This window comes from Aequorivita todarodis (assembly GCF_028561335.1).
Classification (GTDB): Bacteria; Bacteroidota; Bacteroidia; order Flavobacteriales; family Flavobacteriaceae; genus Aequorivita; species Aequorivita todarodis.
The window spans coordinates 34,046-46,964 of record NZ_JAQQTG010000001.1; the positions used below are offsets into that span (position 1 = coordinate 34,046).

General features: G+C 42.4%; 10 protein-coding genes. 1 reads left to right on the forward strand and 9 read right to left on the reverse strand.

The window, feature by feature from the left end:
- Window position 1: 1 nt before the first annotated feature.
- Window positions 2-583: a Holliday junction branch migration protein RuvA gene (gene ruvA / locus POV26_RS00150; RefSeq protein WP_272854466.1), complete on the reverse strand. Its 582-nt coding sequence runs from the start codon at window positions 581-583 to the stop codon at window positions 2-4.
- A 95-nt stretch (window positions 584-678) separates the two neighbouring features.
- A complete protein-coding gene (locus tag POV26_RS00155; protein ID WP_272854467.1) occupies window positions 679-2,973 on the reverse strand; it encodes an NADP-dependent malic enzyme in 2,295 nt (764 codons plus the stop codon).
- A gap of 192 nt (window positions 2,974-3,165) precedes the next feature.
- On the opposite strand from POV26_RS00155, the gene POV26_RS00160 reads away from it, so the two are divergent.
- On the forward strand, window positions 3,166-5,043 hold the full coding sequence (locus POV26_RS00160) for a BamA/TamA family outer membrane protein (RefSeq protein ID WP_272854468.1): 1,878 nt from the start codon (window positions 3,166-3,168) through the stop codon (window positions 5,041-5,043).
- A gap of 40 nt (window positions 5,044-5,083) precedes the next feature.
- Here POV26_RS00160 and queG read toward each other — a convergent pair whose 3' ends face one another.
- The 7 genes from queG to POV26_RS00195 form a co-directional block, all read right to left on the reverse strand.
- Entirely contained in the window at window positions 5,084-6,010 is a 927-nt protein-coding gene (queG, locus tag POV26_RS00165; protein WP_272854469.1) for a tRNA epoxyqueuosine(34) reductase QueG, read from the reverse strand.
- 45 nt (window positions 6,011-6,055) lie between these two features.
- Window positions 6,056-7,078, reverse strand: a complete 1,023-nt coding sequence (gene ruvB / locus POV26_RS00170) for a Holliday junction branch migration DNA helicase RuvB (RefSeq protein WP_272854470.1) — start codon at window positions 7,076-7,078, stop codon at window positions 6,056-6,058.
- 288 nt (window positions 7,079-7,366) lie between these two features.
- Window positions 7,367-9,196: a cytochrome c oxidase subunit I gene (locus POV26_RS00175; RefSeq protein WP_272854471.1), complete on the reverse strand. Its 1,830-nt coding sequence runs from the start codon at window positions 9,194-9,196 to the stop codon at window positions 7,367-7,369.
- Window positions 9,197-9,213: 17 nt separating this feature from the next.
- On the reverse strand, window positions 9,214-10,284 hold the full coding sequence (locus POV26_RS00180; protein ID WP_272854472.1) for a cytochrome c oxidase subunit II: 1,071 nt from the start codon (window positions 10,282-10,284) through the stop codon (window positions 9,214-9,216).
- 29 nt (window positions 10,285-10,313) lie between these two features.
- On the reverse strand, window positions 10,314-11,690 hold the full coding sequence (locus POV26_RS00185) for a quinol:cytochrome C oxidoreductase (protein ID WP_272854473.1): 1,377 nt from the start codon (window positions 11,688-11,690) through the stop codon (window positions 10,314-10,316).
- Between the two features lie 38 nt (window positions 11,691-11,728).
- Window positions 11,729-12,379, reverse strand: coding sequence for a c-type cytochrome (locus tag POV26_RS00190; RefSeq protein WP_272854474.1), 651 nt, complete (start codon window positions 12,377-12,379; stop codon window positions 11,729-11,731).
- Window position 12,380: 1 nt separating this feature from the next.
- A complete protein-coding gene (locus POV26_RS00195; RefSeq protein WP_272854475.1) occupies window positions 12,381-12,917 on the reverse strand; it encodes a DUF3341 domain-containing protein in 537 nt (178 codons plus the stop codon).
- Window positions 12,918-12,919 lie beyond the last annotated feature (2 nt).

The following is a 12,919-nucleotide window of genomic DNA, read 5'->3' on the forward strand; positions in this document are numbered from 1 at the left end:
TTTACAAATTTTTTAAAGCTTGTTTAATGATCATTTCTACAGAAGCCTGCGGATTTTCCTTCACAATGGTATCTACCACTTTTTCAGACTGTTTGCGAACAAAGCCCAAGGTCTCCAAAGCAGATAACGCTTCATTTTTATTCGTATTGCTCGATCCGGCAGAAATAGATGACAAACCGTACACTTTTAAAATCTTATCTTTTAAATCCAAAACCACACGCTGGGCGGTCTTGGCCCCTATTCCTTTTACGGATTGGATTGTTACAATATCATTTGTTGCTATGGCATCCAAAACTTGTTCCGGAGCCAAAGACGATAACATTGTCCTGGCCGTACTTGCTCCCACTCCCGAAACGCTAATCAACAACCTAAATATTTCACGTTCCATAACAGTGGTAAACCCGAATAGCGTATGGGAGTCTTCCCGAACAAGCAGATGGGTAAACAATTTCACATTTTCGCCATCGGGAAGTTCGGAAAATGTGTGCAACGAGATATTGATAAAGTACCCTACCCCATTGCAATCTATCACTACGTCGGTCGGGTTTTTTTCAACCAGTCTGCCCTGTATATGGGTTATCATCTGTTAACGAAAACTTAAAGGCTCAAATATAGTATAATTATTTGCAACAGCCAGTGGGGTTTTTGTGAAAATATTAGTGGCAGTAATCCACGGATTTACCCATTTTTTTGCTCCCGGGCCCGCTTCTCTTTCTGCTGTGCATCCACTACCGCTACGGCCGCCATATTTACCATTTCCTCAACGCTGGCGCCCAACTGCAAAATGTGTACGGGCTTGCGCATCCCCAACATAATGGGACCAATGGAATCTACATTGTTCAGTTCCTTCAATAATTTGTAATTGCTATTGGCAGAGTCCAAGTTCGGGAAAATAAGGGCGTTTACCTTCTTGCCCGCCAATTTTGAAAACGGAAATTTTTTCTGCAGCATTTCAGGGTTGAGGGCAAAATCGGCTTGCAACTCGCCATCGAGTATCATATCTGGGTTGCTTTTATGGATCAATTCCACGGCCTCGCGCACCTTTGTAGCCCGCGGATCTTTTGAGGAACCAAAGTTCGCATATGAAATCATCGCAATAACGGGCTGCAGCCCAAACATCTTCATGGTATAATTGGTCATTTGGGCAATCTTGGCAAGCTCCTTTGCCGTAGGGTCAATGTTTATGGAGGTATCTGAAATAAACAGCGGGCCACGCTTGGTGAGCATAACATTGGTGGTGGCCACTTTGGTAACGCCTTCAAACCTTCCAATGGTCTCAAATACCGGGACCACTACGGACGGATAGGAACGGGCGTACCCGGAAATCATACAATCCACATCGCCTTCATTTAGCATCATGCCCGCAAAATAGTTTCGTTCGCGGATCAATTTTTCGGCAGTGTAAAGCGAAATGCCACTCCTTCTCCTTTTCTCCCAGAGCTTTTGGGCGTAATATTGAAGTTTATCAGAATTTTCATCATTTTTGGGATCGATTATTTCCAAATCCGCATCAAAATCTATCTGCTCCATCAATTCCAGAATAATTTCCTTTCTTCCCAATAAAACAGGAATCCCGATTCCTTCCTCATACACAATCTGCGCGGCCTTTAAAACATCCAAATGATCTGCTTCCGCAAAAACAATCCGTTTCGGATTTAATTTTGCGCGGTTCATTAACAAGCGAATTATTTTATTATCGCTGCCCATGCGCTCGTAAAGTTCGTCTTGATATTTTTCCCAGTCGGTAATTTCAGTAGTTGCAACACCGCTTTCCATAGCTGCTTTTGCAACTGCGGGCGGAACGGTGGCAATCAAGCGTGGGTCAAAAGGTTTAGGAATTATATATTCTTTTCCAAAGGCGAGTTTCGTTTCGCCATAGGCAATATTCACCTGTTCGGGAACCGGTTCTTTGGCCAATTCTGCCAAAGCCTTCACGGCTGCCATCTTCATGGCCTCGTTGATTTTTGTGGCACGAACGTCCAACGCCCCACGGAAAATAAAGGGAAACCCGAGCACATTGTTCACCTGGTTGGGATGGTCGCTACGGCCTGTAGCCATAATAATATCTTTCCGGGTTTTAATGGCCAGATCGTATTCAATTTCCGGATCGGGATTGGCCATGGCGAAAACAATGGGGTTTGGCGCCATGCTTTTTAACATTTCGGGGGTAACAATATCTTTTACGGAAAGACCCACAAACACATCGGCATCTTTCATCGCTTCATCCAAGGTGTCAATTTTTTTGTGGGATGCGAACTCTGCCTTTTCCTCGGAAAGACTTTCACGGTCTTTGCGGATAACGCCTTTGCTGTCCAACATTACAATGTTCTCGCTCTTAGCACCAAATGCTTTGTAAAGTCGTGTGCAGGAAACCGCCGCCGCTCCGGCACCGCTTATCACTATTGAAACGTCCTCGATTTTCTTTTCCGCCAATTCCAACGCATTCAGCAAGGCTGCCGCCGAAATGATGGCCGTGCCATGCTGGTCGTCGTGCATTACGGGAATATCAAGTTCTTCCTTCAACCTTCTTTCTATTTCAAAGGCTTCGGGGGCTTTTATGTCCTCCAGGTTTATGCCGCCAAAAGTTGGCGCAATATTTTTTACGGTCGCGATGAATTCATCAATATTTTCAGTGCCTATTTCAATATCGAAAACGTCAATATCGGCAAATATCTTAAAGAGCAAACCCTTGCCCTCCATAACGGGTTTGGAGGCTTCGGGGCCAATATTTCCCAGGCCCAGCACGGCAGTGCCGTTAGAGATTACGGCTACCAGATTGCCTTTGTTCGTGTATTTATATACGTTGTCAACGTTTTTCTCAATTTCCAGACAGGGCTCTGCCACGCCCGGCGAATAGGCCAAGGCCAGATCGCGCTGGCTGGCGTATTTTTTTGTGGGCACAACCTGTATTTTTCCCGGTCTGGGTTTTGCGTGATATAAAAGTGCCTCTCGGCGTCTGCTTTGTTTGCTCATAATTCTTTTGCGTATTAATGGAATCCCTTCGATGTAGCACATTCGAAAAGTAAAAACCAAAGGTACGTGTTTTGAAAGAATCGAAAATATAAATTAAGGCTTTGATTGTGGGGAAAAAATTAAGAAACATCCCCAATAAAATCCAAATAGGTTTCAATACATTTGAGAAGGAATTGCTTTAAAAAGAAAAAATTGAAACCCGTCCGCTACCTTTTTTTAGTATTTGTGATGTTATCGTGCCTAAAGCTTTCGGCCCAGGACAGGAACGCCGTGCAGGACAGTACGCAGTTTTATAAAAAAATTAAAACCTATTCCGAAAAAAGAAAATTCACGAAAATGATACATCGGTGGATTTTTCGGCCAACTGCCAATAAATCAAAAAGAGAGCCCGAAAAAGAAAAGGAAAAACCAATTTACCAGCAGTTTGAGGGCAGGATTATTCGGAATATTATAATTGAAACCAAGGATCCTTTCGGTTTTTCGTTTACGGATAGCACCGAAGTTGCCAATAGCTGGCTGGAAAAAACCGGCAATGCCATTCACATAAAATCGACAAAAATGGCGATCCGAAATTTTTTGCTGCTTAAGAAAAATAAACCCTTGGACACCCTGCTTTTAGACGAATCGGCGCGATTGTTACGGTCGCAAAATTATATTCGGGAGGTTAGGATTGTGCCAGAGTTGGTATCCGAAAGTCAGGATTCGGTAGATATAACCGTTACTGTCTTGGACTCGTGGAGCATTATTCCCAAAGCAGATATTTCCAGTTCGCAAACCAAACTTAAGTTGAGGGAGCGCAACTTCATTGGCACCGGGCATCAGTTTCGGGTGGGATATTCAAAAAGAATTGAGGACGGAAGCGACGCTTTTGAGGCGAGCTATATGATTCCCAATTTCAAAAATACCTTCGTAAGTGCTGCGGGAAGTTATACCATTGACTATGACGGTTATTTCGAAAAAACAATATCCATCGACAGAGTATTCTATTCGCCATTAACCCGCTGGGCAGGCGGGATATTTTTACAGGAAAAATTTTTGGCAAGAGCCCTTCAAAATGATACGCTCGCGTTCGTAAATCAAAATTTCAAATTTATTGCTCAGGATTATTGGGGCGGCCGTTCCTTCCGTATTTTTAAGGGAAATTCTGAAAGGGAGCGCACCACAAACCTCATTGTGAGCGCGCGGACCTTGCTTGTGGATTACAAAAACTTACCGAGTATTGAATATGACAGCATCCGCTTTTTTTCCGACGAAACCTTTTTTTTGGGAAGCATCGGTATTGCCTCCCGGCAATTTGTTGAGGACAGCTATATTTTTAACGACGGCATTGTTGAGGACGTTCCCGTGGGAACCATCTATTCCATTACCGGTGGAGTTCAACATAAAAACCAAACAGATCGATTGTATCTCGGAGCCAAAGCAGCTTACGGAAATTACTACAAATGGGGATTTCTGAGCATGGATTTTGAATTGGGAAGTTTCTTCAAGCAGTCAAAAACCGAGCAGACGACCTTTAGTTTTCGGGCAAATTATTTTTCACATCTTTTGTCCTTGGGCGACAAATGGAAAATGCGGCAATTCATAAAACCACAGATTGTATTGGGGTTCAACAGATTGAATTCCGTGGCCGACAGATTGAGCCTGAATGAAAACCCGGATTTCAGCGGCGTTTATGGCAATTTATATTTTGACCAACGAAACGGAAATATAAAGGGTTTTGCGGGCAGTGCCAAAGGCGTTTCAAAATACGTAATCGCCTTGCAGACGCAATTTTATTCCCCTTGGGAAGTTTTGGGGTTTCGCTTCAATCCCTTTGTGAATATTTCTGCGGGAGTGCTTTCCGACAAAAAGGAAAATCTTGGAAACAACCACATTTACTCCTCCTTTGGCGTGGGCTGCGTTATTCGGAACGATTATTTGGTGTTCAGCTCCTTTCAGCTATCCTTTGCGTACTATCCGGAAATTCCGGGACAGGGAAAAAATATTTTGAAAACGAATGCTTTTGAAAATGACGATTTTGGGTTTCCCAATTTTCAGATTGGTAAACCGCACACCGTTGTTTATCAGTAAGGCCTCCCCCGGCCCCTCCGAAGGAAGGGAGAAAAGAAGATTATTGTTTTTTTAGAAATTCAATATTTCGTTTGAGTCCGGAAAACTTGGTGCGCTTTACTGCGCTTTTTTTGAATATTTTCTGAAAAACATCTTCGGTTATTTCTTCCCAGTCCTTTTTGGTCATCGAGAGCAGTTCGGGATTTGGGTTGAAAAGCGGCTCGCTGTGTGGCTTGCTGAAACGGTTCCACGGGCAAACGTCTTGGCAGATATCACAACCGAACATCCAATCTTCAAATTTCCCCTTTTCAGAAATGGGAATTTCGTTTTTCAGTTCAATGGTAAAATAACTGATGCATTTGCTGCCGTCCACCACTTTATCCGCAACAATCGCATTTGTGGGGCAAGCATCTATACAGGCGGTGCAGCTGCCGCAGTGGTCTGTTACGGGCGTGTCGTATTCCAGATCGAGATCGACGATTAATTCCGCAATAAAATAGAACGAGCCCAATTGTTTTGTGAGCAGATTGCTGTGTTTGCCAATCCAGCCCAAACCGCTCTTTGCGGCCCAGGCCTTGTCCAAGACCGGTGCCGAATCTACAAAGGCACGGCCATGGACTTCGCCAATCTCTTCGGAAATAAATTGCATCAATTGCTTCAATTTGTCTTTTATGACGAAATGATAATCGGTACCGTAGGCGTATTTTGAAATTTTATAGGTATCCGAAGGCTGCGTTTCCGAAGGAAAATAATTCAGCAATAGAGAAATGACACTTTTGGAATCGGGCACCAAAACGGTCGGATCCAGCCGTTTGTCGAAATGGTTTTCCATATAGGCCATTTCGCCGTGCATATTCTTGTTGAGCCAAGTTTCAAGTCGCGGGGCTTCTTCTTCCAGAAATTCCGCTTTGCTGATGCCGCAGGACAAAAACCCGAGGCGTTTGGCTTCGGCTTTTATAAGGTTTGTATTTTTGGATAGATTATTCACCTTTAGAAGTTGGTTGGCCTTAAATATGCCCAGACCGATATAATTTCAGAAAAGACCGCCCTGCGTTGGGCCTTTCAATTTCCCGAGGTGTTTGTATGCGGCTTCGGTAACCTCCCGGCCACGGGGCGTGCGCATAATGAAACCCTGTTGTATCAAAAATGGTTCATAGACTTCTTCGATAGTTTCGGGACTTTCGGATACCGCGGTTGCAATTGTAGTGATTCCCACGGGACCCCCTTTGAATTTTTCGATGATTGTTTTAAGAATTCTGTTGTCCATTTCATCCAAACCGTGCGCGTCCACATGCAGGGCGTCCAATCCAAATTTTGCGATTTCCACGTCAATTTTACCATTCCCTTTTATCTGGGCAAAGTCGCGGATTCTGCGTAAAAGCGCATTGGCAATACGCGGGGTGCCACGGCTTCTGCCTGCAATTTCTATAGCGGCTTCCATAGTAATGGGCACTTGCAGAATTCCGGCGCTTCGTTGTAAAATTGTGGTCAGCAACTCTGTGGTATAGTATTGCAATCTTGAAGAAATACCGAATCGGGCACGCATGGGCGCGGTCAATAAGCCGGACCGTGTGGTTGCGCCGATAAGTGTGAAGGGGTTTAGGTTGATCTGAACCGAACGGGCATTGGGCCCGGATTCAATCATAATGTCAATTTTGTAATCTTCCATTGCCGAGTAAAGATATTCTTCAACAATAGGGCTTAAACGATGGATTTCATCAATGAACAGCACATCGCGTTCCTCTAAATTTGTCAACAATCCGGCAAGATCGCCCGGTTTATCCAAAACGGGGCCGGAAGTAACGCGTATGTTAACATTCAGTTCGTTTGCCAGAATGTAAGCAAGTGTAGTTTTTCCCAGTCCCGGGGGGCCGTGAAACAGGGTGTGGTCCAGAGCCTCGCTTCGCAAATTTGCGGCCTGTACAAATATTTGAAGGTTTTCCAAAGCCTGATCCTGTCCCGTAAAGTCATCAAAACTTAGGGGACGCAATTTTTTTTCAATATCCAGTTCCTGTGGTGAGAGGTTTTCGCCCGTGGGATCGAGGTTTTCGTTCATAACACAAATATAGGAAAACCGTTGATACCTCTTCTATAGTTTTGGAGCAGATAGGATTGCCGATTTATCAATCTGAAAAATAAAAAAAGGTCGCCTAACTTATGTTTAGACGACCTTAGTGAAATAAATAGCAGGTTCCTCACTTCCTACATATTATTAACTCAACACTTCAAAGATAATCTATTGGCTTAAGATTCCTTCTACGTAGTACTACTTAATAACTACGTAGAAGCAAAGAAGCCCTTTCAAAATTGAAAGGGCTTGATTGATCGTTTGCTTTGCGTTCTATTAATGATCTAATTCATCTTCGTTGTCCTGTAATGGGATGTGCTGGGGAATAAAGTCCTGTCCGGGAATCACGAAATCGGTTTCGTCTTTATTCAACTTACTGTAATCATAAGGCCAGCGGTACACATGTGGAATTGGGCCATCCCAGTTTCCGTGGATGTGTTTTATTTCGGCGGTCCATTCTAAAGTAGTGGCATTCCAAGGGTTTTTTGGGCCTTTTTTTCCGTAGAACATAGAGTGGAAAAAGTTGTATAGAAAGACCACTTGAACAGCGATCGTAATGATAGCGAAAACAGTCATTACCACGTTTATATCTGCCAAATCATCAAAATAAGGGAAGTTGGTATTTGTATAATATCTTCGCGGAAGTCCCGCCAAACCAACAAAGTGCATTGGAAAAAATATTCCGTAGGCTCCAATGGACGTTACCCAAAAGTGGATATACCCAAGTTTTTTGTTCATCATTCTGCCTTCAAACATTTTAGGGAACCAATGATAGACCCCTGCCAAAAATCCATAGGCGGCAGATATACCCATTACCAAGTGGAAGTGTGCTACAATAAAATAAGTGTCGTGAATATTGATATCCAAAGCACTATCGCCCATAACGATCCCTGTTAAACCTCCAGTAATAAAGGTGGAAACAAAGGCGATACACCAAAGCATAGCCACGTTCATCTGCAGTTTCCCGCGCCAAAGTGTGGTTATCCAGTTAAAGGATTTTACCGCGGAAGGAATTGCTATTAAAAGTGTGGTAAATGTAAATACCGAACCTAGGAATGGGTTCATCCCTGAAATAAACATGTGGTGACCCCAAACAATGGTTGAAAGAAAAGCAATGGTTAAAAGCGAGGCTACCATGGCCCGATAACCAAAAATAGGTTTACGCGAGTTGGTTGCCATAATTTCGGAAACGATTCCCATTGCCGGAAGTATAACGATATATACCTCGGGGTGTCCAAGAAACCAGAAAAGGTGCTCGAACAATACAGGCGAACCTCCTTGGTGGTGCAGTACTTCACCGGCAATATAAATATCCGACAGAAAGAAAGATGTACCGAAACTTCTATCCATTATCAACATTAAAACTGCTGAAAAAAGAACCGGGAAAGATACAACTCCAATAATTGCAGTAAGAAAGAAAGACCAAACGGTAAGTGGAAGCCTGGTCATAGACATTCCTTTAGTTCTGAGATTCAATACGGTAACAATAAAGTTAAGCGAGCCCAATAATGATGCTGCAATGAATATTGCCATGGAAATTAACCACAAATTCATCCCTGCGCCAGAGCCGGGTATGGCTTGGGGCAATGCACTTAATGGAGGGTAAATGGTCCATCCTGCGGAAGCCGGTCCTGCTTCAACAAATAAGGACCCTAACATTATTACACTGGAAATAAAGAACAGCCAATAGGAAACCATATTAAGGAAGCCAGAAGCCATATCTCTTGCTCCAATTTGAAGAGGGATAAGCAGATTGCTAAAGGTTCCGCTCAATCCAGCCGTTAAAACAAAAAACACCATTATTGTTCCGTGGATGGTTACCAAGGCCAAGTAAATACTTGGGTCCATTACTCCGTCTGCCCCCCATTTTCCGAGCAATATTTCAAAAATAGTGAACTTGTGGTCCGGCCAAGCCAGTTGCAATCTGAACAATAAAGACATCAAAATACCGATGACCCCCATAAATATACCGGTAATCATGTATTGTTTTGAGATCATTTTATGATCAGTACTAAATATGTATTTAGTTACAAAGGTTTGTTTATGATGATGCCCGTGATCATCGTGATGATCTTCTACTGCGTGGACCTGTGCGTGTGCTGACATATCTTTTTAAGCTAATATTATTTATTTTCGTTGCTAAGTTGTTCTGCCAAGGTAGGCTGTTCTGCCAACCAGGCTTTATAATCTTCTTCAGATTCAACTATTATTTTCATTTGCATGTTATAGTGGCTAATCCCGCAAATTTTGTTGCAAATAAGCATATAGTCAAATTCGTATGGTTCCAGGGCTTCTTCCCCGGCCGCCGTAAGGGCTTTGCTTTTTTCTGTTCTTATAGTATTGATATTTGCCACTTTTTCAACAATATGGTCATTTTGTCTCATCTCTTCAGTAGTGATTGTAGGGGTGAAGGCAAACTGCGTAACCATTCCGGGCACACAATTCATCTGTGCTCTAAAATGGGGCATATATGCAGAATGAAGTACGTCTTGCGAACGCATTTTGAACAATACCCTTCTGCCTACCGGCAAATGTAACTCTGTAACTATTTTATCATCTTGTCCGTTAGGGTCGGCAGGATCCACACCCAATTGGTTAATGCCCTGAATTAAACGGACATTGGCCTCACCAAGTGTGTTGTCATTTCCGCCGTAACGAGCCTTCCAGTTAAATTGTTGCGCATAAAGCTCTACGATTAACGGGTCATCATCTTTATCAACATCCATAATGTCCGTCCAAGTAAATAGCCCATAAATGATGAGCCCCGCCAAAGTAATTACTGGAATTATCGTCCAAATAAATTCCAATTTATCGTTGTCTGCGTAAAAGGTCGCTCTCTTTACCTTATTCCCGCGATATATAAAAGCAAAGTAGTGCAATACTGCCTGTGTAATGATTCCCACAAAGAAAATGAGGATCATTGTTACCAACATTAAGGTATCTATCTTGGCTCCGTGCTCAGATCCTGATTTGGGCAAAAGCGTGTCTCCCCATAGCCAGAAGCTAATAATGGTCAAAATATAGATGAAAGCCAAAAAGCCCATCATTAAATAACCATGCGTGTTGTTGTCCTTGTCCGAAGCTATTTCGGAATAAAGGCTTGGCTTTGATTGTGCCAATTTGAAAATTCGGCTCATCTGCCAAACAGAGATCCCAAAAAGAATGATTACTAATACAACTAAAAATGCGGTCATCTTTACAATTTCTTCTTTAAACTAAATGATTAAAAATGGAAGTTTTCACTTTCCCTAATAAATGGATCGTTTTCCGGTTTTAAGGAAGTCTTGCCAAGTCCTATTCCAACAACTAAGATGAAAAGACCCAAAAAGAACAATAGCGCTGCTATTTCCGGAATTCCAAAATACCAATTGTGACCTACTGTGGAAGGCATAACCAATAGGAAAACGTCTATATAGTGTCCTACCAAGATAAATACGGCTGCTATAACCACAAACCACGGAATTCTTTTGTAATCGCTATTCATCAAAATAAGAATAGGAAATACAAAATTAAGGATAAGCATTCCGAAAAACAATACTTTATATTCTTGTATTCTTATAATAAAATAGGTTACCTCCTCCGGAATGTTCGCATACCAGATAAGCATGAACTGACCGAACCACAAATATGTCCAAAAAATACTGAAGGCGAACATGTATTTTCCAAGGTCGTGAAGGTGTTTATCACTTACAAATGGAATAAGCCCACGGCCTTTCAAATGAATTGTAACCAAAGCAATTACCGTTATTGCAGAAACAAACATACTTGAAAAAATATACCAGGCAAAAAGCGTACTGTACCAGTGTGGCGTCATGGACATAAACCAATCCCACGACATGGTCGCTTCTGTTACAATAAAGAAGATAAGGAAGTAAACGGATATCCTGAAGTTTTTCCTGTAAGGATCATAATTGTTTGCATTAGCTTGCGCCAATGAATTTTTTCGTGAAAAATAGCGATATAAGTTCCATCCCAAAAGATAAATTACAGCACGGATAACAAAGAATGGAAAGTTCAAATATCCAGATTTGCCTTGGAGAATTTTATCTCCCGCAACCAATTCGTGATCCTGCCATGGATAAAAATGAGTTCCAGCAAACACAACAATTAAGAATACTATAATAGACCCCGGAAGCAAATAAGCCGTAATACCCTCCATGATTCTATAAAGAACTGGAGACCATCCTGCTTGTGAAGCATATTGAATGGCATAAAAAACCAGTACCCCCAAAGCAAGCATCATAAAGAAAAAGGCCGCAACAAAAGTTGCAGACCAAGGTCTGGTTTGCAATTGGTGCAATACGTGCGCTTCGTGAGATGCGGCGTCATGACCTTCTGGATTTAAATCAGTGGCATGTTTCATTGCATTTTCTGAGTAACCTTCCTGTCCACGGGCTTCATCAACAAAGTTGGCAGTTCCACCTTCCTCGTGTCCTGCAGCGGCGTGGCTTTCCCCATGGTGGCCTTCTTGCTCTGCCATTATTTTTTTAACATCATCGATGGTTTTCGGCGTTGTCAAAAAACCGAAGATTATTCCGGCAAGCCCTAGGACTATCAGAACGATAGAAAACAGTTTTAAATTTCTTGGTAGCGTGTACATATCTTTAGCTATTCTCTTTTAAATCTTTAATTAGGTTCCTATTCGGAAGCTGTGTTTGTTCCAGCCACGTTTGTTTCAACAGCCGTGCTATCTGCAGCAGCACCAGCTTTTGAGGTTTCCAATATGCCGGGCTCTCCTTTAAGCGCAGCTTTTAAATCCATTACGTGCATTGCTATTTGCCAACGTTCCTTTTCACTGGTCTGTGAGGCATAGGAACCCATAGCATTCAACCCGTAGGTTTCTACGTGATAGATGCCCCCGAGTACAATAGTACGTCCCGGATCAGCAAAACTGGGAATTCCCAAAAACTTCTCGCGGGTTGCCAAAATTCCTTTTCCATCTCCTTTATCCCCGTGACATACGGCGCAATAAATAGTAAACAGATGATTTCCAACTGTCAAGTTCTCTTCAGTTACCTCGTATGGGCTTTTCAGCTCGGCTTTTGCCAACTCCAGTCCGGCAGTGCTATTTTCGTAATCATACGGTGTAAAACCACGTGGCACAGTGTGTTCTGGTGGCAGCATTGCCTCTTGTTGGTCCGGAAATATTTCATATGCACCATAGGTTTCATAACCTACAGGTTCATACATATTGGGAAAATACTGATAGTTTGGCTTTTTATCGTTAAAACAAGAAACCAAGGTTGCTGAAGCAATAATCGTAATTCCTATGTTTATTAATGTCTTCATATTAGTGGTCTTGCTCATTTTCAATTAAACTAATTTCTGATGCACCCGTATCGTATAGAAATTTTGTAAGTTTCTCAATATCGTGGCTTTCTGCATCAACTTCCATTAAAAAATGGTCATCTGTAGTACGGAGATCTGGATTTTCAGCTTTTTTGAAAGGCCAAAGCTTGCTTCTCATATAAAAAGTAATTACCATTAAGTGGCCTGCGAAAAATACCGTAAGCTCAAACATAATAGGTATAAAAGTTGGCATATTTTGATAAAAGGTAAAACTTGGTTTGCCCCCAATGTTTTGCGGCCAATCTTGGATCATCATATAGTTCATCATCAAAACCGCTACAGCCAAACCGACCAATCCGTAAAGAAAGGAGGTAATGGCGATTCGGGTAGGTGCCAATCCTACGGCATAGTCCAAGCCATGCACCGGAAATGGGGTAAACACCTCTGAAATATGATAGTTTGCTGAACGCGTTTGTTTAACGGCCTGCATCAACAGGTCATCGTCAGTATATATTGCGTGTATCTTAGTTGCAGCCATAA

Excerpts from the sequence above, each read along its gene's own strand:
- POV26_RS00175 (WP_272854471.1), bottom strand. The coding sequence starts at position 9,196 with ATGTCAGCACACGCACAGGTCCACGCAGTAGAAGATCATCACGATGAT.
- POV26_RS00190 (WP_272854474.1), bottom strand. The coding sequence starts at position 12,379 with ATGAAGACATTAATAAACATAGGAATTACGATTATTGCTTCAGCAACC.
- POV26_RS00180 (WP_272854472.1), bottom strand. The coding sequence starts at position 10,284 with ATGACCGCATTTTTAGTTGTATTAGTAATCATTCTTTTTGGGATCTCT.
- POV26_RS00195 (WP_272854475.1), bottom strand. The coding sequence starts at position 12,917 with ATGGCTGCAACTAAGATACACGCAATATATACTGACGATGACCTGTTG.
- POV26_RS00155 (WP_272854467.1), bottom strand. The coding sequence starts at position 2,973 with ATGAGCAAACAAAGCAGACGCCGAGAGGCACTTTTATATCACGCAAAA.
- ruvA (WP_272854466.1), bottom strand. The coding sequence starts at position 583 with ATGATAACCCATATACAGGGCAGACTGGTTGAAAAAAACCCGACCGAC.
- POV26_RS00185 (WP_272854473.1), bottom strand. The coding sequence starts at position 11,690 with ATGTACACGCTACCAAGAAATTTAAAACTGTTTTCTATCGTTCTGATA.
- ruvB (WP_272854470.1), bottom strand. The coding sequence starts at position 7,078 with ATGAACGAAAACCTCGATCCCACGGGCGAAAACCTCTCACCACAGGAA.